Genomic DNA, 21,533 nt, shown 5'->3' with positions numbered 1-21,533 from the left:
GATAATATTATCATACCCTTTTTTATTACATTTTTTCGTATCTTTTCCAAATTTGTGTTTTACCTATTAATGAAATACCAATATATCCTCTAACTTTTAAAGTTCCATCTTCTTGTAATTGCATATAACTATCATAAGTTTTTCCACTTGATGGATCATAAATAGTTCCGTTTTCATAAGTATTATTAGATTCATTATATGTAAACCCGCTAACAAAATCTATACCTTCTAATGTTCTATCTTGTTTTGATTTGTCAGGATTATTACTATCTTTTTTTAAATTCCCTTCACTATCAAATCTATCAGTTAATTCTAATATTTTTCCATGGAATTTATTATCTTTTTCATAAATCTCAACTATAATTCTATTTCCACTTGAACTAGCCTCTGTTATCCAAACTCCAAATGCCTCTTTTTTATCAGAAAAAGAAAGAGTAGCTACTAATAAAAGTAATAATGTAATTATTTTTTTCATAAATTTTTGTATTATATAGTTTAAAAACTATAAATATACATCTCCTTTCATAAGAACTATAGTTATTATATTAAATTTTAAAAAAATTGTCAATTGTCAAATAATATTAACATATTGACTAAAAAGTAAAAATATTATCTTTTATTTTTTCCCATTCATTAATTTTTTTCCTTACTTTACTGAAAATCTCAGATTTAGAAAGACGAGTAGAAGAATTTTCTGCAAAAGTATCTGCCTCATCAAGTTTTTTTTCAATGTCATCATTAAATGTAAAGTGAAATACTGGGCGGATATTAATCATATTAATTACTTCCTTTTATATAAATATAATATAATACTTTTATTTTAATTTCAATACATTTAAGCTATGATTTAAATAGCTTGTTCGTATTAAAAAAATATTGACTTGTCTTTTTCAAAGTGGTATCATGAATGTATGGAAAAACTAGAGGAGAAAGATTATGTTTTGGAGTATTAATGATGAGGTAAAAAAAATAGTAAAATTATTATTAATAATTTCAATTCTAATTTTTTTCATTGGAATTATGAAGATGAATATATTAATGTTATCTTTATCTTTTGGAATTTTAATATCTATAGTATCAAATTTAATGTTACTTTATACAGTACATAAAATAGTATATTTAAAAGGAAATAGGGGCACAATGTTTATAGATTCTATGAAAAGGTATGGAATATATATGTTGGCTCTTTATTTTGTATATAGGGTAAATATTAAATTTTTTGATACAAATCCAATATATTCACTACTTACATGTGGATTTGGATTTATTTCATTTAGATTAATGATACAAGGTATTAGTTTTTTAAAATTTAAATTATAAAGAAAGGAGATGGTACATTTGTCAAAGAAGAAGAATATGCTAAAGTGGATAGGATTAATGATTTTAATGCTTGTAGGAGTGAACTTATTTTTAGCCATAGTGTCAACTATTTTTCCTATAACATTTGAAAAACCTCATGATATTATTGAAGCACCTGAAATATTTTTTAGTATACCTATAGGTAGATATATATTAAATATTAATCAGACTATAATGAATACATGGGTAATAATGATAATTATTATTTTCATATTAATTAGAGGAACTAGAAATATTAGTGTAGAAAATCCTAATTTTTTTCAATTGATATTAGAGGAATACTATAACTTTATAAACAATTCATTTTTACAAGGATTAGGGAAGTATAAGGAAAAATTTGCAGGATTTTTCTCGGCATTATTTTCAATGATAGCATTTCTAAATGTATCTATGTTCTTATTCCCTTTTGCTATTATATGGAAGAGAGAACATGGTTTAATATATATTAAACCTTTCTTTAGAACTGCAACGGCAGATATGAATACAACGGTAGGGTTAGCCTTAGTAGTTTTTGTTATTTTTTTAGGAGCAGCAATTTATAGAATGGGTATACTAGGCTTTATAAAAGAGTTGTCACAACCATTTGTGTTTATGCTCCCGATAAATATAATTGGAGAATTTGCAAAACCAATAAATATATCCATGAGATTATTCGGTAATATGTTTGCAGGACTTGTAATTATGTCGCTAGTTTATGGATTGGCAGTTAAGGATGTTTTTCCAAGTTTAACAAATAACATATTAAAGGGAAGTTTTAGTTTTGCAGTAGGATGGCCTAATATATTACAAATATATTTAGATTTCTTTATTGGAATTTTACAGGCATTTGTATTTACAGTATTATCATCAGTGTATATTAAACAGATGTTAATAGGAGAAGATGAAGAAGAATAGAAGGAGGAAAAAAATGGATGCATCAATAATTAAAGCAGCAGCATTATTAGGAGCTGGTATAGCAGCATGTGGGGGAATAGGAGCAGGACTTGGACAAGGATTAGCAACTGCAGCAGCAGTAGAGGCAGTAGCAAGACAACCTGAAGCTAAAAATGATGTCATGGCAACACTATTTATTGGTTGTGCTATCACAGAATCAACAGGGATTTTTGCATTAATTATAGCATTAATCTTAGCTTTAATAAAAGGATAATAAAGGTGGAATCTCATGGAACAAAATAATAATTTAATTACCATTGATATTTTAATGATAGTTCAGATAATAAATTTCTTTATTTTAGTATATGTATTTCATAAATACTTCTATAAAAAAATTGGAAAAGTTATAGAAGAAAGAAAAAAGATAGCATTAAAAGAGCTTGAAATAGTTAAAGAGGAAAGAGAAAAATTAGAAGAACAAAAACAAAATTATGAAAAATTAAGAAAAGAAGCTAAAAGACGTGCAAATGATATTATTATTAAAGCAGAAAGACAAGCTGATGAAAGAAAAGAACAAATTTTAGATAATGCAACTCTTACACGTGATAGAATGATAATGCGTGCAGAATCAGAAGTTTTAAAGTTAAGAAATAGTATTAAAGAGCAGTTACAAAAAGAAATGAGTCAAATGGCTACAGAGCTTGCAGAAAAGATAATTAAAGAAAACATAGAAAAAAATCCTGAAATAGTTGATAAAAGTATCGATAAATTTATTGATGAAGTAGGTGAATAATATGGAAAATCTTTCTATAGCTAGAAGATATGCAGAAGCTATTTATCAAGTAGCCGAAGAAAAAGACGAAGTATTTGAAGTATTTGAAATGTTAAATGTTATTTTAGAACATATAGAAAATGATGAAGATTTCAAAAAATTTTTAAGTTATCCTATTATTGGAAAAGAAGAGAAAAAAGAATTGATAAATAGGATATATAGAGATATTAAAAATGAACCTTTAGATATTTTAGATTATTTAATTGAAAAAGATAGATTATTACATATCAAAGAAATTAATGAACAATATAGTAAGATATATTATGAAGCTCATAAAAAGCTAATAGTAACAGCTATTTTTCCTAAAGAGTTATCAACTGAACAAAAAGAAAAACTAAGAAAAAAATTAGTTAGTATGAAACAAAAAGAAGTTGTAGTGCATTATAAAGTTGATAAAAACCTAATAGGTGGTGGAATAATTAAAATAAATGATGATGTAATTGATGGTTCGATTAAGACTCAAATTAAAGAATTGAAACGTTAAATTGAGGAGGTGTTTTTTTTTGAAAATCAAACCAGAAGAAATTAGTAATATAATTAGAAAAGAAATAGAAAACTATAAAAAAAGAATAGATGTTTCTAGTGTTGGTTCAGTAGTGGAAGTAGGAGATGGTATAGCAAGAATTTATGGTTTAGATAATGCTATGGCAGGAGAACTTTTAGAATTTCCTAATGGAGCAACAGGTATGGTTTTAAATCTAGAGGAAAATTCAGTTGGTGCTGTTATACTGGGAGATACTAGAGGAATTAAAGAAGGAGATGTAGTTAAGGGTACAGGTAAAATTACTGAAGTTCCTGCTGGAGAAGCACTGCTTGGAAGAGTAGTTAACTCATTAGGTGAACCTATAGATGGTAAGGGCGTTATAATCCCCTCTAAATACATGAAAGTTGAAAGAGTAGCATCAGGAATAATAGATAGAAAACCAGTTACTGAACCTCTACAAACAGGTATTAAGGCAATAGATGGAATGATACCTATAGGAAGAGGACAAAGAGAATTAATAATAGGAGATAGACAAACTGGTAAAACAGCTATAGCCATAGATACAATTATCAATCAAAAAAATACAGGGCTATATTGTATATATGTTGCTATAGGTCAAAAAAGATCTACAGTAGCTTCAATTCAAAGAAAATTAGAAGAAGCAGGAGCAATGGAGTATACAACTATAGTGGCTGCTACTGCTAGTGAGCCTGCACCACTTCAATATTTAGCCCCTTATGCTGGTGTTGCAATGGCAGAATATTTTATGGAAGAAGGAAAACATGTATTGATAATATATGATGATTTATCTAAACATGCTGTTTCATATAGAGAAATGTCTTTATTATTAAAAAGACCACCTGGGCGTGAAGCATATCCAGGAGATGTTTTTTATTTACATTCAAGATTGCTTGAAAGAGCAGCAAAATTATCTGATGAATTAGGTGGAGGATCTATTACTGCTCTTCCAATAATTGAAACTCAGGCGGGGGATATATCAGCATATATTCCAACCAATGTTATATCAATAACAGATGGTCAAATATTCTTGGAAACAGATTTATTTAATTCTGGATTTAGACCAGCTATTAATGCAGGATTTTCAGTTTCAAGGGTTGGAGGTTCAGCACAAATTAAGGCTATGAAACAAGTAGCAAGTAGGGTTAAAATGGAACTTGCACAATACAATGAATTATTAGCATTTGCACAATTTGGTTCTGATCTTGATAAGGCAACACGTGATCAATTAAATCGTGGTGAAAGAATAATGGAAATATTAAAACAAAAACAATACTCTCCTATGTCTGTTGAAGAGCAAGTAGTTTCATTTTATGCTGTAACTAAAGGTTATTTAGATGATATTGATGTAGAAGATGTTAGAAATTTTGAAGAAGAATTATTACAAAGTATGTATTCTACAACAGATATTTTAAAACAGATTGTAACTGAAAAAGCCTTAACTAAAGAAATAGAAGAGGAATTAGAAGACTTTATAAAAACATTTAAAAAAGATTATGTACATTAATGAAGGGAGAAACATATGGCATCTAATATGAAAGAAATTAAAGCTAGAATTAATAGCATTAATAATTCAAAACAGATAACTAGTGCTATGAATATTGTTTCTTCAACTAAATTTAAAAAATTTCAGCTGCTTACCTTTAAAACTAGAGAATATGAAAAATCTTTAGAGTATGCTTTATATAACTTATTAAATCATATAGGTAATAGACATAATATTTTATTTGAAGGTAAAAAGGAAGTTAAAAATGTTGGTATAGTAGTTATGACATCTGATAGAGGACTTTGTGGATCATTTAATTCTAATACTTTAAAAAAAATGGATAAAATGGTAAAAAGATTTACTAAGGAAGGTAAAAATGTTTCCATAATCTCTATAGGTAGAAAAGCAAGAGATTATTGTAAAACTAAAGATATTAATGTAGATGCAGAATATATACAATTAATACCTGAAACAATGTTTTCAAAGGCTAAGATTATTAGTGAGGATATAGTTGATTTCTATATCTCAGATCAGTATGATGAAGTATATTTAATATATTCAAAATTTGTATCAGTAATTCACTATAACTTAATAGAGGAAAGAATATTACCTTTTTCAAGACCTACAGGGTTAAAGATATCTAAAGAAAGTGAAGAGGTAAGGGATAAAAGATATATTTTTGAGCCAGATGAAAATCAGGTTTTAGTAGAATTTTTACCTAAACTTTTGAATAATAAGTTATACCAAGCATTACTTGAAAATTCAGCAAGTGAACATTCTGCTAGAATGTCTGCTATGAAAAATGCAAGTGATAGTGCAACAGAAATAATAAATAAATTGACATTAGAATATAATAGAATTAGACAAAGTCTAATAACACAGGAACTATCAGAAATTGTTGGTGGTTCTCAAGCAATTAAATAGGAGGAATAAGATGAATAAAGGTAAATTGGTTCAGATTATAGGACCAGTTATAGATGCAAGATTTGATAATACCTTACCAGATATCTTTAATGCCTTAGAAATATATTATGAAGATGGGAAAAAAATAGTTGCAGAAGTTCAAGCACATTTAGGAAATAATGTTGTAAGAGCAGTTGCTATGACATCTACTGATGGATTAAAAAGAGGGATAGATGTTATAGATACAGGAGAGCCTATTAAAGTACCAGTAGGGAAAGAAACTTTAGGTAGAATCTTTAATGTTTTAGGTGAAACTGTTGATAATGGTGATGAAATTATAACAGAAGAAAGACATTCTATACATAAGAAAGCACCTGAATTTGAAGAACAAGAAACTCACTCTGAGATATTAGAAACAGGAATTAAGGTAGTAGATTTACTAGCACCATATCTAAAAGGAGGAAAAATAGGTCTTTTTGGAGGAGCTGGAGTAGGTAAAACTGTATTAATTCAAGAATTAATTAATAATATTGCAAAAGGTCATGGAGGATTATCTGTATTTGCTGGAGTAGGAGAAAGAACTAGAGAAGGTAGAGATCTGTATAACGAAATGAAAGAAAGTGGTGTTATTAATAAGACTGCTTTAGTTTATGGTCAAATGAATGAACCACCTGGGGCAAGACTTAGAGTTGCACTTTCAGCATTAACTATGGCTGAATATTTTAGAGATAAAGAAGGTCAAAATGTATTATTATTCATAGATAATATATTTAGATTTACTCAAGCTGGATCTGAAGTTTCAGCTTTACTTGGAAGAATGCCATCTGCTGTTGGTTATCAACCTAACCTTGCAACAGATATGGGTGCTCTGCAAGAAAGAATTACTTCAACTAAAAAGGGATCTATTACATCAGTACAAGCAGTATATGTTCCAGCAGATGATTTAACTGATCCAGCACCAGCTACAACATTTTCACATCTTGATGCAACAACAGTATTATCAAGACAGATTGCATCATTAGGAATTTATCCAGCAGTTGATCCACTTGCTTCAACTTCAAGAATACTTGAAGCAGAAATAGTTGGAAATGAACACTATAAGGTAGCAAGAGAAACTGTTAAAGTTTTACAAAGATACAAGGAATTGCAAGATATTATTGCAATACTTGGTATGGATGAATTAGGTGATGAAGATAAGGTAATAGTAAGTAGAGCAAGAAAAATTCAAAGATTTTTCTCTCAACCATTCTCAGTTGCTGAACAATTTACAGGTATGAAAGGTAAATATGTTACATTACGTGAAACAATAAGAGGATTTAAAGAAATCTTAGATGGTAAACATGATGAACTTCCAGAACAGGCATTTCTTTATGTAGGAACTATAGATGATGCAGTGGCAAAAGCAAAAGATCTAATGGGTGAATAATTATGGAAAAAAAAGATTTTTTTACATTAAAAGTAGTAACACCTGAAAAAATAGAGTATTTGTGTAAGGAAACAAAATTCGTTAAGGTTAGAACTATTAGAGGAGATATTGGTATACTTCCTAATCATACTAATTTTATGAGTTCTCTTGGAGAAGGATTAATGATAATTAAAAATTTTGAAGAAGAGAAAAGTTATTATGTTAGTGGGGGATTTTTAGAGGTTAATCATAACTATGTTACAGTTATGGCAGAAGAAGCTATGCTTGCTGAAAGTGAAGAAGAATTTAAAAAAATTAAACAACAAAAACTTGAAAGAGCTATTGAGGCTAAAAAGAAAGAGGATCAAGATATACTTGGAACTAAGAAAAAATTACAAGATAGCTTACTTAGATAGAATTAGGAGATATGTAATGGTTTTTAAAGATTTTGAATATAAAAGAGTAGATATTGATGAATTAAAAAAAACGTATATAAATATTAAAGAAGAACTTGAAAATGCTGAAAATGCACAAAAAGCAATAGAGCTTTATTACGAACTTGATGAAATTAATAAGGAGTTTTCAACTAACTATAATTTAGCTTATATAAGAAATAGTATAGATACTACAGATGAATACTATTCTAAAGAAAAAGCTTTTTATGATGAAAATATACCTTTAATTTCAGAATTTGGAAATGATTTAGGAATAGCTTTTGCAAATTCTAAATTTAGACCTGAATTAGAAGAAAAATTTGGTAAACTTGCATTCCAAAAAATAGATTTAGAACTAAAATTATTTAAAAATGAAATAATTGAAGATTTACAAGAAGAAAATAGATTAGTAACAGAATATGTTAAATTAACATCTAGTGCTAAGATTATGTTTGATGGTGAAGAAAGAAATCTTTCAGAAATGGTGCCATATACTCAAAATATAGATAGAAATACAAGAAAAGAAGCAGTTATGGCTGTAGGTAAATTTTTTGAAGATAATATGCAAGAGTATGATAGAATATATGATTCATTAGTTAAAGTAAGAGATAGAATAGCTAAAAAACTTGGATATGAAAACTTTGTTGAAGTTGGATATCTAAGAATGGGTAGACTTGATTATGATGCTAAAGATGTTGCAAATTATAGGAAGCAAATAAAAGAGAATATAGTTCCTTTATATGTTGAATTAAGAAAAAGACAGGAAAAGAGAATAAAGGTTGATAAATTAAAATACTATGATGAAGGAATGTCATTTTTAACAGGAAATCCAACTCCTAAGGGAGATAGAGAATGGATGGTTGAAAGAGCTAAGGAAATGTATAAGGAATTATCACCTGAAACACATGAATTTTTCTCAAAAATGGTTGAGCAAGAATTACTTGACTTAGATAGTAAAAAAGGTAAACAAGGTGGAGGATACTGTACATCACTTGATAAATATACTATGCCATTTATATTCGCTAACTTTAATGGAACGGCACATGATGTTGAAGTTTTAACGCATGAGGCAGGGCATGCTTTCCAATCTTATCAAACAATGAGAAATATTGATATATCTTCATATTACTGGCCTACATCAGAATCAGCAGAAATTCATTCTATGAGTATGGAATTTTTAACTTGGCCATGGATGGAATCATTCTTTAAAGAAGATATTGATAAATTTAAATATCATCATTTAAGTGGAGCATTCTTATTCATACCTTATGGAGCTTTAGTTGATGAATTTCAACACTTTGTGTATGAAAATCCTAATGTAACACCTGAGGAAAGAAGAATGAAATGGTTAGAACTTGAAAAAGAATACTTACCTACAAGAGATTATGATGGTATGGAATCATACTTAAAAGGATTATTCTGGTTTAAACAAGGACATATATTTGAAATGCCATTTTATTATATAGACTATACTTTAGCGCAGGTAATTGCATTGCAAATGTGGAAGTTAAATGGTGAAGATAGAGAATTTGCATGGAAAAAATATATGAGATTATGTATTCTTGGAGGTTCTAAAACTTTCCTTGGATTATTAGAAGATGTTAAATTAGATAATCCATTTGAAAATGGTAATATATTAAAAATTATACCACCTGTAAAAGAATTTTTATCAACAATTAATGATGAAAATCTATAATTTGGATATATAAGAGGGTTTCTATTTTTATAGAAATTCTCTTTTTAGTTATAAGAAAAAACTAATGGTATTTTATTTTAATATATGATATTATTAAAATAATAGTATTAAGAGGAGTATATATGACAGAACTAGAAAGATCAAAAGAAATTATAAGCTTTATTGCAAATTCAGAAAGAAAAACACCTGTTAAACTTTATACAGATGAAGAGATAAAAGGTGAATATAGTGTTAAGATCATAGGAAAAGAAACTAAAATAATAATAGGTAACTGGGATGAAGTTGAAAAATTAATTAAAGATAATGATTTAAAAAATTACTATTTAGAAAATGATAGACGTAATTCAGCACTTCCATTACTTGATATTAAAAATATTGATGCTAGAATTGAACCAGGTGCTATTATTAGAGATAAGGTTATTATAGAATCTAAGGCTGTTATTATGATGGGAGCTGTTATAAACATAGGAGCAAAAATTGGAGAAGGAACTATGATAGATATGAATGCAGTGCTTGGTGGAAGGGCTACTGTTGGTAAAAATTGTCATATAGGTGCTGGAACAGTTTTAGCAGGAGTTATTGAACCGCCTTCAGCAGATCCAGTTGTAATAGAAGATAATGTAGTAATAGGAGCTAATGCAGTTGTTCTTGAAGGTGTAAGGGTAGGGGCAAATTCTGTAGTTGCAGCAGGGGCAGTTGTAACTGAAAATGTACCAAGTGGAGTTGTAGTTGCAGGTATGCCAGCAAAAGTCATTAAATTAATAGATGAAAAGACAAAATCAAAAACTGAAATAGTAGAAGAATTAAGAAAATAATTTAAGTAAGGTAGATATATATGAAAAAGCTATTTGTTTTTTTGTTTTTTTCTCTTTCATTCATATTAAATGCAGATATTAAGTCAGATTTAGAAAAATCCTTAAAATTAATGACAGAAAATAAATATGAGGATGCAAAATTATTGTTACATGTTATAATTGAAAAAAAAGTGGAAAATAATGAAGATAAAAAGTTTTTGGAATCAGCATATTATTATCTTGCAAATATTTATCATAGAGAGAATAAAATAAATGAAGCTAAAATTTATTATAGAAAATTATCAGAAAATTTAGAAGCTAGAACATTTTCTTCTATAAAAGCCAGTCAATATTTATTTACTATAGCTATAGAAGAAGAAAATATTGAAGAAGCCATAAATCAAACTGAAATATTGAATAAAAAAACTAATTATCAAGAATTACCTTTTTTATCAAATTTAATTTATTTATATGAAACAAATAATAAACATGAAAAATTACAAAGACTTAATAAAAGTGTGATACATAAGTTTTCTGAAAGAGAAAGAGGAGTATTATTTAATCTATTATCTATGTCATATTTAGAAAATGATAAATATGAGGATGCTAAAAGATATTTTGATATTTTATTAAATAGTAAAAATATTGAAAATATACAGCTTGGATATATTGGATATTCAAATCTTGAATTTAAACGTGGTGATAAGGTTAGATCATTAGGTTATTTGAATAAGGCTTTAAATATACATGGAAAAAGTTCTGCATATATTTTAGAGAGAATATATAAGATGTATGTTATTAATTTAGAATATGAAAGTGCATATAATGTTTTAAAATTGATAGAAAAAAATAGTAATACTGATGCAAATTTAATAATAGATTTAATAAAATATGCAAGATTATTAAAGAAAAATGAAGATATAGAATTAAATTTAAAAAAATTAGAGTCTATAGGAATAGTTAATTTTGACCTTGGAATTAAATTAGCTTCTGAAAATTTATTTGATTATGCAGAAAAATATTTGATAAAGGCTAAAAAAGAAGGTAATAGAAATGCAAATTACGCTTTAATAAATATATATTTTGGAAATCAGAATATATATAAATTAGAATTATTATTAGAAGATATGTTAGAAAATAATGAAATTAGCAGAATAAAAAAAGAAAGTATATTAAAAGAATTTGAAGATTATCAAAAATATAGAAATAGAAGAAATTAATAGGCGAAAGCCTATTTTTATATTGAAAGGGAATTATGGAAAATAAGGAATTAAGAGAAATATATGAAAAATTAAAAAAGGATATGAAAGATAATAGAAATAAAAATGATAAACTTTTTGATCTGATTAAAGATAATAGTTTCATAACTGAAAATGAATTTGATGATGCATTATCCATTTTATCTTCAATGAATAAAAATCAGGTAATAAATTATCACGTGATACTTGAGAAATTAATAAAAAAGTGGAAAATGCTTAAAAATAGACCTAAAATCTTATTACATAGTTGTTGTGCTCCCTGTTCGACATATACTTTAGAATTTTTATGTAATTATGCAGATGTAACTATATTATTTGCAAATTCTAATATACATCCTAAGCAAGAATATATAAAAAGAAGTGAAGTTCAACAAAAATTTATTAAAGATTTTAATGAAAGAACAGGAAATAATGTAGAATATATAGAAGATGAATACAACCCTAAACATTTTTTAGAGTTAACAAAAGGTCAGGAAAATGAACCTGAGGGTGGTAGTAGATGTGTAACTTGTTTTCAGATGAGATTAGATATTGTTGCAAGGTATGCTAAAAATTTAAATTTTGATTATTTTGGTTCAGCTATTACATTATCTCCTAAAAAAAATTCTAAGTTAGTTAATGAGTTAGGTTTTGAAGTACAAGAAATATATAAAGTTAAATACCTGCCTTCAGACTTTAAGAAGAATAATGGGTATAAAAGAAGTATAGAAATGTGCAATGAATATGATGTATATAGACAATGTTATTGTGGTTGTATTTTTGCCTTAAATAAAAGTTAAAACATCTATCCTTGACTTTTAGATTGGGAGTCTATATAATTCTAATATATATATAGTGAATAATGAAAAGAGGTATATGTGAATGCAACAGGTAAAAAATTTGGTGGGAGAGTAAAAGGAACACCGAATAAATCTAATGGAGTATTAAAAGATAAAAGATTTTTAGGTTATAAATATACTGAGTTAGAGTATAATGAGATGAAAAGGATTTTAGAAAAATATAAGAAAGAAAATAAGTGTACTACATCAAAAGCTATAATGGATATGATATTAAGTTTCAAATAAATATTTTTTCAATATGGGAAAGTGAGTAGAATAAATGAAAATAGGAATAATTGGAGCAGGAGCTTCAGGAATATTATGTGCAATTTATGCTGCACAAAGAGGGCATGAAATTATAATCTTTGAAAGAAAAGATAGAATGCTAAAGAAAGTATTGGTTACAGGTAATGGAACATGTAATTTTACTAATATTAATGCAGGATATGACAATTATTTTTCTATAGAAGATAAAATAGATGAAAAAATATTTAATAAGTATAGTTTTGAGGATGTATTGGCTTTTTTTCAAAAAATAGGTATAGAATACAAGGTGGAAAAATTTGGTAAGGTTTATCCTTTATCATATCAAGCTGCTTCTATTGTAGATGCCTTAAGATTTAAGGTTGAGAGTATGAATAATATAGAAGTTAGATATGAATTTGACGTTGCTAAGGTTAGGAAAAAGAATGCTAAGTTTAATGTTACAAGCATAAATGATGAAACTGTAATTGTAGATAAGTTAGTTATTGCAGCAGGGGGAATATCTTATCCAGAACTTGGTAGTAATGGTAGTGGATATGATTTAGCAGCAAAAATGGGACATAGTAGAACAAATATATTTCCTGTATTAGTGCAATTAAAGGTAGATAAAAAATATGCTAAAGGTTTAGAAGGGGTTAAACAAAGAGTAAAATTAAGTGTGTATAAAAATGGAGAGTTATTAAGAAGTGATGAAAATGAATTGCTATTTACAGCCTATGGTGTTTCAGGTCCATGCATTTTTAATCTATCTTATCTTACCGCTCTATATGATTTTGAAGAACTTTATTGGCATGTAGATTTTTTAAGTATGTATAGTGAGGATGAGCTAAGAAGATTATTACATGTTAGAAAACAGGAATTAGGATATTTAGAAATAGAATATTATTTAAATGGTTTAGTTAATAAGAAGTTTGCTAGTTATTTATTAAAAAGTGTGGGTATAGAAAAACTAAATTTTAAAGTTAGTGAACTTGATGATGAGATTATAGAAAGATTAGTAGAAAAGTTAAAAAAATTTGTATTTAAGGTATATGACACTACAGGTTTTTCAAATGCACAGGTTACAGCAGGAGGAATTAGAATTAATGAGGTTGATAACTATACATTAGAATCTAAAATAGTTAAGGGCCTATATTTTACTGGTGAAGTATTAGATGTATTTGGTGATTGTGGAGGATATAACTTAAATTGGTGCTTCATATCAGGTATGCATGTAGGAAATAATATTTAGGAGAAAGAATGTTAAGGATTACTAATATTAAAGTAGATATTAAACATAGTGAAGAAGATATAAGAAGAGAAATGAGATTTATTTTAAAAGATAATGAAATAAATGATTTTAAAGTAACTGGTAAAGCTATTGATGCTAGGAATAAGAATAATATTAAATATGTGTATACTATAGATTTTGATAGTAATGATAAGGTGTATAATAATATTGAAAAGTATAAGAATGTATCAGTGGTTGAAGAATATATTTATCCACAACAAATAGTAAAAGGATATAGAGAGAAAAGACCAGTTGTTATAGGAACAGGACCAGCAGGAATGCTTGCGGCTTTAATTTTAGCTAAGGCAGATTTAAAGCCTATTATACTTGAAAGAGGAAAGGCAGTTAAAGAAAGAGTAGAAGATGTTTATAATTTTTTTGAGACTGGTAAGTTAGATGAGGAATCTAATGTACAATATGGTGAGGGTGGAGCAGGAACTTTTTCTGATGGAAAACTTACAACTAATACTCATAATGTTAGAATAAAAAAGGTTGTAGATGAATTAATTGAGGCTGGGGCAGATGAAAGTATAGCATATATTTCTAAACCTCATTTAGGAACAGATGAGCTTGTAAAAATAGTTGAAAATATTAGAAAGAAAGTAATAAGCCTTGGTGGGGAATATAGGTTTAGAAATAAGGTCATAAATTATAGTTCGAAGGATCTAAAATTACATTCATTAAAGGTATTAAATCTAGATACAAAGGAAGAATATGATTTAGAAACAGATTATGCCATACTTGCTATTGGACATAGTGCAAGGGATACATTTGAAATGTTAGATAAGAATAATATTGATATGAGTAAAAAGGTATTTTCAGTGGGAGTTAGAATAGAACATAAACAAAAACTTATAAACCAGGTTCAATATGGAAAGAATGCAGATTTATTACCTCCAGCTGAATATAAGTTAAATGTAAGGGCTTCAAATGGAAGAGGAGTATATACATTTTGTATGTGTCCTGGTGGAGTAGTTGTACCCTCATCTAGTGAGAAGAATAGATTAGTAATAAATGGTATGAGCTATAGTAAAAGAGATTTAGAAAATGCAAATTCAGCAGTATTAGTTAATGTAACACCTGAGGATTTAGGAGAAGGGAATTTAGCAGGTATGTATTTTCAAAGAGAATTAGAAGAAAAAGCCTTTATTATGGGTGGTTCAAATTATAAAGCACCTGTACAATTAGTACAGGATTTCATTAAAAATGTTAAAAGCAGTAAACTTGGTAATGTTAAGCCAAGTTATTCTATAGGATATAAATTGTGTAATTTAAATGAATTATTTCCTGATTTTATTTCACTTACATTAAGAGAGGCATTTCCTAAATTTGATAATAAAATACATGGGTTTGCAGGAAAAGATGCTGTAATTACTGGTATAGAAAGCAGAACATCATCTCCTATTAGAATAAATAGGGATGATAAATATAATTCAAGTGTTAAAGGATTAATACCTTGTGGAGAAGGTGCAGGATATGCTGGTGGAATAATGAGTGCAGCAGTAGATGGAATACGTTGTGCTGAGGCAATTATAAATTCAATACTTGAAGAAAAATAGGAGGTTTAGATGTATATTTACATTATATATTTTTTAATAATAACTTTTGCAACAGGAGTAGGATCATTATCTGGAATGGGTGGTGGAGTAATAATAAAGCCAAGTCTTGATGCACTATCTTATTCTAATTTAGATAATATTAATTTTTATTCATCTCTTGCTGTGCTTACTATGTCAGTAGTATCTATAATTAAAAAAGCAAGACAAGGAGATAGGATTGAAAATAAGCAATTACTTGCAATTGCATTAGGTTCTATCATAGGTGGGAAATTAGGTATTCAAATTTTCAAGAATTCTTTATCATATTTTTCTAGTGATGATATAGTTAAATTAATACAAATTACAATTACAGTAATAGTATTATCATTAGCTGTTTACTATAACACTTATTGTAAGTTTACTTTTAAATATAGAAATTATGTTATATATTTTTTAGTTAGTATGAGTCTTGGTATAGTATCTACATTTTTGGGAATAGGTGGAGGACCTATAAATGTTTCACTATTTATACTAATCTTTGGAGTAAGTATGAAAAGTGCTACCTTATACTCTATTTCAACTATATTTTTCTCACAGCTTTCTAAGAATTTCATAGACTTTTTTATAACTGGCATATCAGGATATGAAATGTCCCCATTGTTAGTAATTATTCCTGCAGCTATATTAGGTGGAAATATAGGGACTAAGGTAAATATGTTATCTAGTAATAAGGTTATAAAAAAAGCATATAATATAATTACAATATTTGTAATATGTTTGAATTTATTTAATGGTATAAGAATAATTTTCAAAATGTTTTAAAAGTATTGACAAAAAAAATCAAATAATATATAATACTTCTTGTCGATAATAAATGCCTTGGTGGTGAAATGGTAGACACACAGGACTTAAAATCCTGTGGGAGCAATCCCGTGCCGGTTCGAGTCCGGCCCGAGGCACCATGATGCGGGAGTAACTCAGTTGGTAGAGTGTCAGCCTTCCAAGCTGAATGTCGCGAGTTCGACCCTCGTCTCCCGCTCCATGTGAGTCATTAGCTCAGTCGGTAGAGCACTTGACTTTTAATCAAGGTGTCACTGGTTCGATTCCAGTATGACTCACCATTTATAGTGAAAACAAAGTGTTTATAATACAAAGGAAGATTTTTTCTTCCTTTTTTTCATTTTTTGTGATATAATGCATAGAGAGGAGTGTCTAAAATTATGAAAATGTTAATACAAAGAGTAAATAATGCTAAGGTTTTATTTGAAGATGGGACATATAATTCCATAGAAAAAGGACTTTTAGTTTATTTAGGAGTTCATAATGAAGATAACTTAAAAGATGTACAAATCTGTATTAAAAAATTGATTAATCTTAGAATATTTGAAGATGAAGAAGGAAAAATTAATTTTTCATTACTAGATAAAAATTATGAAGTGATGGTTATTAGTAATTTCTCACTTTACGGAAAAATGAAAAAAGGGAACAGACCCTCATTTACAGAGTCTGCATCAGTACTTAAAGCAAATGAAATATATGAAGAATTTTTAAAAGAGTTAGAAAGATGTGATGTAAGATATAAGTCAGGAAAATTTCAAACATATATGGATGTGCAATCAAGTAATGATGGTCCAATGAACTTTATTTTTGATACAAGAGAGGAAGTAAATTAATGTTGAGATACAAGAAAATTATATTAGTATTATCTCTTGCATTATTACCAGCAACAGGGTTTAGTGCAAATAAAATAAGCCTAAAAAAGTCTTCTACAAAATCTCAAAGAGAATTAGTAATGCAAGATTCTAATTCAATAGTGTTTGATTCAGAATATATACATGATCAATCATATATTGATAAGAAGATAAATGAAATTGAAGAGTCAGTAATGTCTATGTCAGGGGTATATAACAATTTAGATAACATAATACTAAAAAATAAGTTATTTACGTCTTATGATAAATGGGCAGGTACAAAATATAGGCTTGGTGGAATAAATCATAATGGTATTGATTGTTCAGCCTTAACAAGAGAAGTGTTTAGAGATGTATTTGGTTATGAATTACCTAGAGTAAGTGTTGACCAAGTAAAAAAAGGTAGAAAAGTTGAAAAGGGAGATATGAAACCTGGAGATATATTATACTTTAGACCAGAAAATAGGGTAAATCATGTTGCCGTATATATAGGTAACTCGTTATTTATCAATGCTTCGTCTTCAAGAGGTGTTATATTATCAAGTTTAAATAATTCATATTGGAGTAAATATTTTAAATATGCAGTAAGAGTAGATGCTGCTAGAGAAGTAATATAATAAAAGTGCCTAAAGGCACTTTTTTTGACTTTTTAGGTTTTCAAGATATAATGTTAATGTGGTAATATCAATATTTTTAGGAGGTAGGCTATGAAAATTTATGCAAGTGATAATATTAGGAATGTAGGAATATTAGGACATAGTGGTTCAGGGAAAAGTAATATGTTGGAATCTCTAGAATTTACAGCGAATTTAATTTCTAGAATTTCATCTCCAATAGAACAATTTAAAATGTCTAATAACACAACATTATCAGCAGTAGAATATCAAAATATGAAGTATAATTTATTAGATATTCCAGGTTATTCAGACTTTTATGGTGAGTTAGAATCAGCTCTTGCAGCAGTGGCAGGGGCAATAATAATTATTGATTCAACTACAGATTTAAGTGTGGGAACTGAAATAGCGTTAGAATTAACTGAAGAAAGAAAAATTCCTAAATTTATATTCATTAACAAAATAGATTCTGATAAAGCAGATTATACTAAAATACTTAGTCAATTAAGAGAGAAATATGGTAAGAAAATAGCACCTTTCCATATACCTTGGGGTAAAGGTAATGATTTTAAGGGTCATATAAATGTAGTTGACTTATTTGCAAGAAAATATAATGGTAAAGAGTGTGAAACAGTTAAAATGCCTGATGAATTTGAAGACGAAGTACAATCAGTTAGAGAAATGTTATTAGAATCAGTTGCAGAAACAGAAGAAGTATTAATGGATAAATATTTTTCTGGAGAAGAATTTACAACAGAGGAAATACACAGAGGATTAAGAAAAGGTGTATTAGATAGAACATTAATACCTGTAGTTTGTGGATCGACTTACAAAAATATAGGATTACATACTACATTTGATATGATGAGAGAATACTTACCATCTCCAAGAGATAATAAGAAAAATATTGATATTGCAGAATTTGTAGGACAGGTATTTAAAACTGTTATAGATCCATTTGTTGGTAAAATATCATATGTTAAAGTGCTTTCTGGAGAAATAAAAATAGATTCAGAAGTATATAATGTAAATAAGAGAGAATATGAAAAAGTTAATAAGATATTTACATTGGTTTATGGTGAAATGGTAGAGTTACAAAAGGCAACTATGGGAGATATAGTACTTTTAACTAAACTAAATTTTACACAAAATTCTGATACTTTAGCTAAGAATGAAAAAATATCTGCTATTGAAGAAATTAAGTTTCCTAAGGAACAAATGTTAGTAGCTATACAGGCTAAAAATAAGTCAGATGAGGATAAAATATCTACAGCATTACATAAGATAAGAGAAGAAGACTATTCACTGTATTGGAGACGTGTTATTGAAACAGGACAGACTGTTTTAGGAGTGCAAGGTGAAATACATGCAAGTTCTGTAATTGAGAAATTAAAAGAAAGATATGGTGTTGAGGTCTTAATAGAGGAACTTAAGGTTCCATACAAGGAAACTATAAAAGGAACATCTGATGTTCAAGGTAAACATAAAAAACAATCTGGTGGACATGGACAATATGGAGATGTTAAGATAAGATTTAGTAACTCTGATAAGGAATTTGAATTTGAAGAGGAAATAGTTGGTGGAGCTGTTCCTAAAGGATATATACCAGCAGTTGAAAAAGGTCTGTTAGAATCTATGAAAGAAGGGGTATTAGCTAAATATCCAGTTACTAATATTAAAGCAGTACTTTATGATGGTTCATATCATGATGTAGATTCATCTGAAATGGCATTTAAGCTTGCAGCAAATATAGCGTTTAAAAAAGGTATGCTTGAAGCTAGACCTGTTTTACTTGAACCAATTATGGAATTAAAGATAGTTATCCCAGAAGAAAATGTAGGGGATATAATGGGTGATATTACTAAAAAACGTGGTAAAGTACTTGGTATGCAAGCTTTAGGTAAAGATAAGCAAGAGATATTTGCAGAAGCTCCTATGGCTGAAACATTTAAGTATTCTAATGATTTAAAATCTATGACTCAGGGAAGAGGATACTTTGAAATGAATGTTATTAGATATGAACAAGTTCCAGAAGAGATATCTAAAAAAATTATTGAAAAAACTGAAAAATAAAAAGAAGTATTGATACAAAAGGATTAATTTCTATTTAATTTAGGAATTAATCCTTCTTACTATATATAAATATTGACAAAACAATGGGGGGGGGGTGTATAATTATGATGATCAAAAAAATAGGGAGAATAATGGATGAAAAAGATATTAATAACATTAATTAGTTTAAGCATATTTTCGTTTTCAGCTAATATTACAGGACCAAGATACAGACTAGAAGGTTCTGTAGGAGCAATGAATTATAAAGGAAAGGTTATTTCTCATAAATTTGTTTCAACTTCTATCTCAGTATTACCAGAATGGAAGGCAGAAATAAATAAAAAGATAGATATAACATTTGGACCTAAGGCGACATTAAATGTTACTACAGATATACAAATTGGAACGACATTACATTCTAATTTAATTGTAGGTGGAGAAATAGATCTTAACTATAGAGTAAAAGATGATATTAAAATATATACAGGTATAGAAGCAGGAACGGGATTAGGAGTTCAAGCATATTTAAGTGGGAGTGATAATCATTATGGTGGAATAAAAGTAACCCATATAGGTAAATTATCTTTAGGAGTAAAAATAAAAGAAAGATTTAATGTAGCACTTTATACAGGATATGCAAAGGGAACATTAGGTATAGAAGGAGGTTATACTTTTTAATATGAATAGAAGATTAATATTAATAATGTTACTTAGTTTAAGTATATTTTCACTTTCAGCTAATATTACAGGATCAAGATATAGACTAGAAGGTTCTGTAGGAGTATTTGATAGTAATAAAAGCTTAGATCAAGATAGAAAAACATTTTCATCAATAACTTTAGGTTTACTGCCAGAATGGAAAGTGGATTTAGATAAGAGATTTGATATAACATTTGGACCAAAGATAGGAGCAAATGTTTCTTATTATTTTTCAACTAGTAGTAAATATGCAATAGAAACTAAAGGACTTTTATCAATGGAAGTGGATATAAACTATAGATTAAAAGAAGATATAAAACTATATGGAGGAATAGAGATTGGATTGGGATTAGGGTTATCAAGGGATAATAATAAAAATAAATTCATATTTGGAACAGTTGAGAATGTATTATTAGGAATTAAGATAAAAGAAAAATACAATGTAGGTATTTATTTAGGAAATGGAAAAGGAATATTAGGTATAGAGTCAGGATATACATTTTAGATGAAAGGAGAAGAGATGAGAAAAAGTTTATTAATATGTTTAATTATGATGAGTATGATAACTTTTACTAGACCAAGATATAGGATAGATAGTACATTAGTTTATGGATTAGAATTTAATATAAATAGTAAAATTGACAATTTTATACTTTTAACATTAGGTTTTATGCCAGAATATAGATATGATCATTCAAGGAAGTTAGATTTTACTTTTGGACCTAAGATATCATTAATGGGAGGAGTAGCTATAAAGAATAATGGAGCTATTGATTATTTAGGTAGAGGATCACTTAATTTCACATTAAGGGGAGAAACTAATTATGAGATTAAGAGAGGTTTAAAGGTATATGGAGGAGCAGAGATAGGGGTAGGAGTATTTCTTGAACATGTTAATAATATGAATAAAAGTTTAGATGGAAACCATGTAGCAATAGCAAAGGGAATAGTTGGATTAAAGATAGATAAATGTAACATAGGTTTAGTTAGTGGATATGAAAATAAGTTTGTTATAGGTATAGAAACAGGATATACATTTTAAGG

25 protein-coding genes and 3 tRNA genes are annotated in these 21,533 nt (G+C 28.0%); 26 read left to right on the top strand and 2 right to left on the bottom strand.

Annotated elements, in window-relative coordinates; translation table 11 throughout:
* Window positions 1-25: 25 nt before the first annotated feature.
* Window positions 26-475 carry a DUF2147 domain-containing protein gene (locus BUE91_RS01075; protein ID WP_066901078.1) on the bottom strand — a complete coding sequence of 150 codons (450 nt, stop codon included), beginning with the start codon at window positions 473-475 and terminating at the stop codon, window positions 26-28.
* Window positions 476-593: 118 nt separating this feature from the next.
* Window positions 594-776, bottom strand: a complete 183-nt coding sequence (locus BUE91_RS07245) for a hypothetical protein (protein WP_073507661.1) — start codon at window positions 774-776, stop codon at window positions 594-596.
* Between the two features lie 160 nt (window positions 777-936).
* Between BUE91_RS07245 and BUE91_RS01065 the strand changes: the two genes are divergently transcribed.
* The 26 genes from BUE91_RS01065 (at window position 937) to BUE91_RS00940 (ending at window position 21,531) form a co-directional block, all read left to right on the top strand.
* A complete protein-coding gene (locus BUE91_RS01065; RefSeq protein ID WP_066901076.1) occupies window positions 937-1,320 on the top strand; it encodes a hypothetical protein in 384 nt (127 codons plus the stop codon).
* A 9-nt stretch (window positions 1,321-1,329) separates the two neighbouring features.
* Window positions 1,330-2,253: a F0F1 ATP synthase subunit A gene (gene atpB / locus BUE91_RS01060; protein ID WP_083573705.1), complete on the top strand. Its 924-nt coding sequence runs from the start codon at window positions 1,330-1,332 to the stop codon at window positions 2,251-2,253.
* 13 nt (window positions 2,254-2,266) lie between these two features.
* Window positions 2,267-2,506: an ATP synthase F0 subunit C gene (gene atpE, locus BUE91_RS01055; RefSeq protein ID WP_066901074.1), complete on the top strand. Its 240-nt coding sequence runs from the start codon at window positions 2,267-2,269 to the stop codon at window positions 2,504-2,506.
* A gap of 15 nt (window positions 2,507-2,521) precedes the next feature.
* On the top strand, window positions 2,522-3,025 hold the full coding sequence (gene atpF / locus BUE91_RS01050; RefSeq protein ID WP_064592159.1) for a F0F1 ATP synthase subunit B: 504 nt from the start codon (window positions 2,522-2,524) through the stop codon (window positions 3,023-3,025).
* 1 nt (window position 3,026) lies between these two features.
* The gene (gene atpH / locus BUE91_RS01045) at window positions 3,027-3,548 is read left to right on the top strand and encodes an ATP synthase F1 subunit delta (RefSeq protein WP_066901072.1); all 522 of its coding nucleotides are present in this window, start codon (window positions 3,027-3,029) and stop codon (window positions 3,546-3,548) included.
* Between the two features lie 19 nt (window positions 3,549-3,567).
* Window positions 3,568-5,073: a F0F1 ATP synthase subunit alpha gene (atpA, locus tag BUE91_RS01040; protein ID WP_066901070.1), complete on the top strand. Its 1,506-nt coding sequence runs from the start codon at window positions 3,568-3,570 to the stop codon at window positions 5,071-5,073.
* Window positions 5,074-5,088: 15 nt separating this feature from the next.
* Entirely contained in the window at window positions 5,089-5,976 is an 888-nt protein-coding gene (gene atpG, locus BUE91_RS01035; protein ID WP_066901068.1) for an ATP synthase F1 subunit gamma, read from the top strand.
* 10 nt (window positions 5,977-5,986) lie between these two features.
* Window positions 5,987-7,381, top strand: coding sequence for a F0F1 ATP synthase subunit beta (gene atpD / locus BUE91_RS01030; RefSeq protein ID WP_066901066.1), 1,395 nt, complete (start codon window positions 5,987-5,989; stop codon window positions 7,379-7,381).
* Between the two features lie 2 nt (window positions 7,382-7,383).
* Window positions 7,384-7,776 carry an ATP synthase F1 subunit epsilon gene (atpC, locus tag BUE91_RS01025; RefSeq protein WP_066901064.1) on the top strand — a complete coding sequence of 131 codons (393 nt, stop codon included), beginning with the start codon at window positions 7,384-7,386 and terminating at the stop codon, window positions 7,774-7,776.
* A 16-nt stretch (window positions 7,777-7,792) separates the two neighbouring features.
* Complete coding sequence (locus tag BUE91_RS01020; RefSeq protein WP_073507660.1) at window positions 7,793-9,490, top strand: M3 family oligoendopeptidase; 1,698 nt, start codon at window positions 7,793-7,795, stop codon at window positions 9,488-9,490.
* A gap of 122 nt (window positions 9,491-9,612) precedes the next feature.
* Entirely contained in the window at window positions 9,613-10,305 is a 693-nt protein-coding gene (dapD, locus tag BUE91_RS01015) for a 2,3,4,5-tetrahydropyridine-2,6-dicarboxylate N-acetyltransferase (protein WP_066901060.1), read from the top strand.
* A gap of 20 nt (window positions 10,306-10,325) precedes the next feature.
* Window positions 10,326-11,504: a tetratricopeptide repeat protein gene (locus BUE91_RS01010; protein WP_073507659.1), complete on the top strand. Its 1,179-nt coding sequence runs from the start codon at window positions 10,326-10,328 to the stop codon at window positions 11,502-11,504.
* Between the two features lie 35 nt (window positions 11,505-11,539).
* Window positions 11,540-12,322 carry an epoxyqueuosine reductase QueH gene (locus BUE91_RS01005; RefSeq protein ID WP_307877605.1) on the top strand — a complete coding sequence of 261 codons (783 nt, stop codon included), beginning with the start codon at window positions 11,540-11,542 and terminating at the stop codon, window positions 12,320-12,322.
* A 78-nt stretch (window positions 12,323-12,400) separates the two neighbouring features.
* The gene (locus BUE91_RS01000; protein ID WP_073507658.1) at window positions 12,401-12,607 is read left to right on the top strand and encodes a hypothetical protein; all 207 of its coding nucleotides are present in this window, start codon (window positions 12,401-12,403) and stop codon (window positions 12,605-12,607) included.
* Window positions 12,608-12,641: 34 nt separating this feature from the next.
* Entirely contained in the window at window positions 12,642-13,856 is a 1,215-nt protein-coding gene (locus tag BUE91_RS00995) for a BaiN/RdsA family NAD(P)/FAD-dependent oxidoreductase (protein ID WP_066901054.1), read from the top strand.
* A gap of 8 nt (window positions 13,857-13,864) precedes the next feature.
* Entirely contained in the window at window positions 13,865-15,454 is a 1,590-nt protein-coding gene (locus tag BUE91_RS00990) for an NAD(P)/FAD-dependent oxidoreductase (protein ID WP_073507657.1), read from the top strand.
* 9 nt (window positions 15,455-15,463) lie between these two features.
* A complete protein-coding gene (locus tag BUE91_RS00985; protein WP_073507656.1) occupies window positions 15,464-16,255 on the top strand; it encodes a sulfite exporter TauE/SafE family protein in 792 nt (263 codons plus the stop codon).
* Between the two features lie 54 nt (window positions 16,256-16,309).
* Window positions 16,310-16,395, top strand: a tRNA-Leu gene (locus tag BUE91_RS00980).
* Between the two features lie 4 nt (window positions 16,396-16,399).
* A tRNA-Gly gene (locus BUE91_RS00975) sits at window positions 16,400-16,475 on the top strand.
* Window positions 16,476-16,478: 3 nt separating this feature from the next.
* Window positions 16,479-16,554 (top strand) — tRNA-Lys (locus BUE91_RS00970).
* 99 nt (window positions 16,555-16,653) lie between these two features.
* Entirely contained in the window at window positions 16,654-17,106 is a 453-nt protein-coding gene (gene dtd / locus BUE91_RS00965) for a D-aminoacyl-tRNA deacylase (protein ID WP_073507655.1), read from the top strand.
* On the top strand, window positions 17,106-17,741 hold the full coding sequence (locus BUE91_RS00960; protein WP_066901046.1) for a C40 family peptidase: 636 nt from the start codon (window positions 17,106-17,108) through the stop codon (window positions 17,739-17,741). Before dtd ends, BUE91_RS00960 begins: the two co-directional genes overlap by 1 nt.
* A gap of 90 nt (window positions 17,742-17,831) precedes the next feature.
* Entirely contained in the window at window positions 17,832-19,811 is a 1,980-nt protein-coding gene (locus BUE91_RS00955; protein WP_073507654.1) for an elongation factor G, read from the top strand.
* A 135-nt stretch (window positions 19,812-19,946) separates the two neighbouring features.
* Window positions 19,947-20,468, top strand: coding sequence for a hypothetical protein (locus tag BUE91_RS00950; protein WP_073507653.1), 522 nt, complete (start codon window positions 19,947-19,949; stop codon window positions 20,466-20,468).
* 1 nt (window position 20,469) lies between these two features.
* Window positions 20,470-20,994: a hypothetical protein gene (locus BUE91_RS00945; RefSeq protein WP_073507652.1), complete on the top strand. Its 525-nt coding sequence runs from the start codon at window positions 20,470-20,472 to the stop codon at window positions 20,992-20,994.
* A 15-nt stretch (window positions 20,995-21,009) separates the two neighbouring features.
* Complete coding sequence (locus tag BUE91_RS00940; RefSeq protein WP_073507674.1) at window positions 21,010-21,531, top strand: hypothetical protein; 522 nt, start codon at window positions 21,010-21,012, stop codon at window positions 21,529-21,531.
* Window positions 21,532-21,533 lie beyond the last annotated feature (2 nt).

Origin of the sequence: Streptobacillus notomytis (genome assembly GCF_001902585.1) — a bacterium.
GTDB lineage: Bacteria > Fusobacteriota > Fusobacteriia > Fusobacteriales > Leptotrichiaceae > Streptobacillus > Streptobacillus notomytis.
This window is presented reverse-complemented; position numbering and strand designations above follow the sequence as displayed.

Excerpts from the sequence above, each read along its gene's own strand:
- BUE91_RS00955 (WP_073507654.1), top strand. The coding sequence starts at position 17,832 with ATGAAAATTTATGCAAGTGATAATATTAGGAATGTAGGAATATTAGGA.
- BUE91_RS00950 (WP_073507653.1), top strand. The coding sequence starts at position 19,947 with ATGAAAAAGATATTAATAACATTAATTAGTTTAAGCATATTTTCGTTT.
- BUE91_RS01010 (WP_073507659.1), top strand. The coding sequence starts at position 10,326 with ATGAAAAAGCTATTTGTTTTTTTGTTTTTTTCTCTTTCATTCATATTA.
- BUE91_RS01005 (WP_307877605.1), top strand. The coding sequence starts at position 11,540 with ATGGAAAATAAGGAATTAAGAGAAATATATGAAAAATTAAAAAAGGAT.
- dtd (WP_073507655.1), top strand. The coding sequence starts at position 16,654 with ATGAAAATGTTAATACAAAGAGTAAATAATGCTAAGGTTTTATTTGAA.
- BUE91_RS01065 (WP_066901076.1), top strand. The coding sequence starts at position 937 with ATGTTTTGGAGTATTAATGATGAGGTAAAAAAAATAGTAAAATTATTA.
- BUE91_RS01075 (WP_066901078.1), bottom strand. The coding sequence starts at position 475 with ATGAAAAAAATAATTACATTATTACTTTTATTAGTAGCTACTCTTTCT.
- atpE (WP_066901074.1), top strand. The coding sequence starts at position 2,267 with ATGGATGCATCAATAATTAAAGCAGCAGCATTATTAGGAGCTGGTATA.
- atpC (WP_066901064.1), top strand. The coding sequence starts at position 7,384 with ATGGAAAAAAAAGATTTTTTTACATTAAAAGTAGTAACACCTGAAAAA.
- atpF (WP_064592159.1), top strand. The coding sequence starts at position 2,522 with ATGGAACAAAATAATAATTTAATTACCATTGATATTTTAATGATAGTT.
- BUE91_RS00985 (WP_073507656.1), top strand. The coding sequence starts at position 15,464 with ATGTATATTTACATTATATATTTTTTAATAATAACTTTTGCAACAGGA.
- BUE91_RS00940 (WP_073507674.1), top strand. The coding sequence starts at position 21,010 with ATGAGAAAAAGTTTATTAATATGTTTAATTATGATGAGTATGATAACT.
- atpH (WP_066901072.1), top strand. The coding sequence starts at position 3,027 with ATGGAAAATCTTTCTATAGCTAGAAGATATGCAGAAGCTATTTATCAA.
- BUE91_RS07245 (WP_073507661.1), bottom strand. The coding sequence starts at position 776 with ATGATTAATATCCGCCCAGTATTTCACTTTACATTTAATGATGACATT.
- BUE91_RS00945 (WP_073507652.1), top strand. The coding sequence starts at position 20,470 with ATGAATAGAAGATTAATATTAATAATGTTACTTAGTTTAAGTATATTT.
- atpB (WP_083573705.1), top strand. The coding sequence starts at position 1,330 with ATGGTACATTTGTCAAAGAAGAAGAATATGCTAAAGTGGATAGGATTA.
- BUE91_RS00990 (WP_073507657.1), top strand. The coding sequence starts at position 13,865 with ATGTTAAGGATTACTAATATTAAAGTAGATATTAAACATAGTGAAGAA.
- BUE91_RS00960 (WP_066901046.1), top strand. The coding sequence starts at position 17,106 with ATGTTGAGATACAAGAAAATTATATTAGTATTATCTCTTGCATTATTA.
- BUE91_RS00995 (WP_066901054.1), top strand. The coding sequence starts at position 12,642 with ATGAAAATAGGAATAATTGGAGCAGGAGCTTCAGGAATATTATGTGCA.
- atpD (WP_066901066.1), top strand. The coding sequence starts at position 5,987 with ATGAATAAAGGTAAATTGGTTCAGATTATAGGACCAGTTATAGATGCA.
- atpG (WP_066901068.1), top strand. The coding sequence starts at position 5,089 with ATGGCATCTAATATGAAAGAAATTAAAGCTAGAATTAATAGCATTAAT.
- BUE91_RS01020 (WP_073507660.1), top strand. The coding sequence starts at position 7,793 with ATGGTTTTTAAAGATTTTGAATATAAAAGAGTAGATATTGATGAATTA.
- dapD (WP_066901060.1), top strand. The coding sequence starts at position 9,613 with ATGACAGAACTAGAAAGATCAAAAGAAATTATAAGCTTTATTGCAAAT.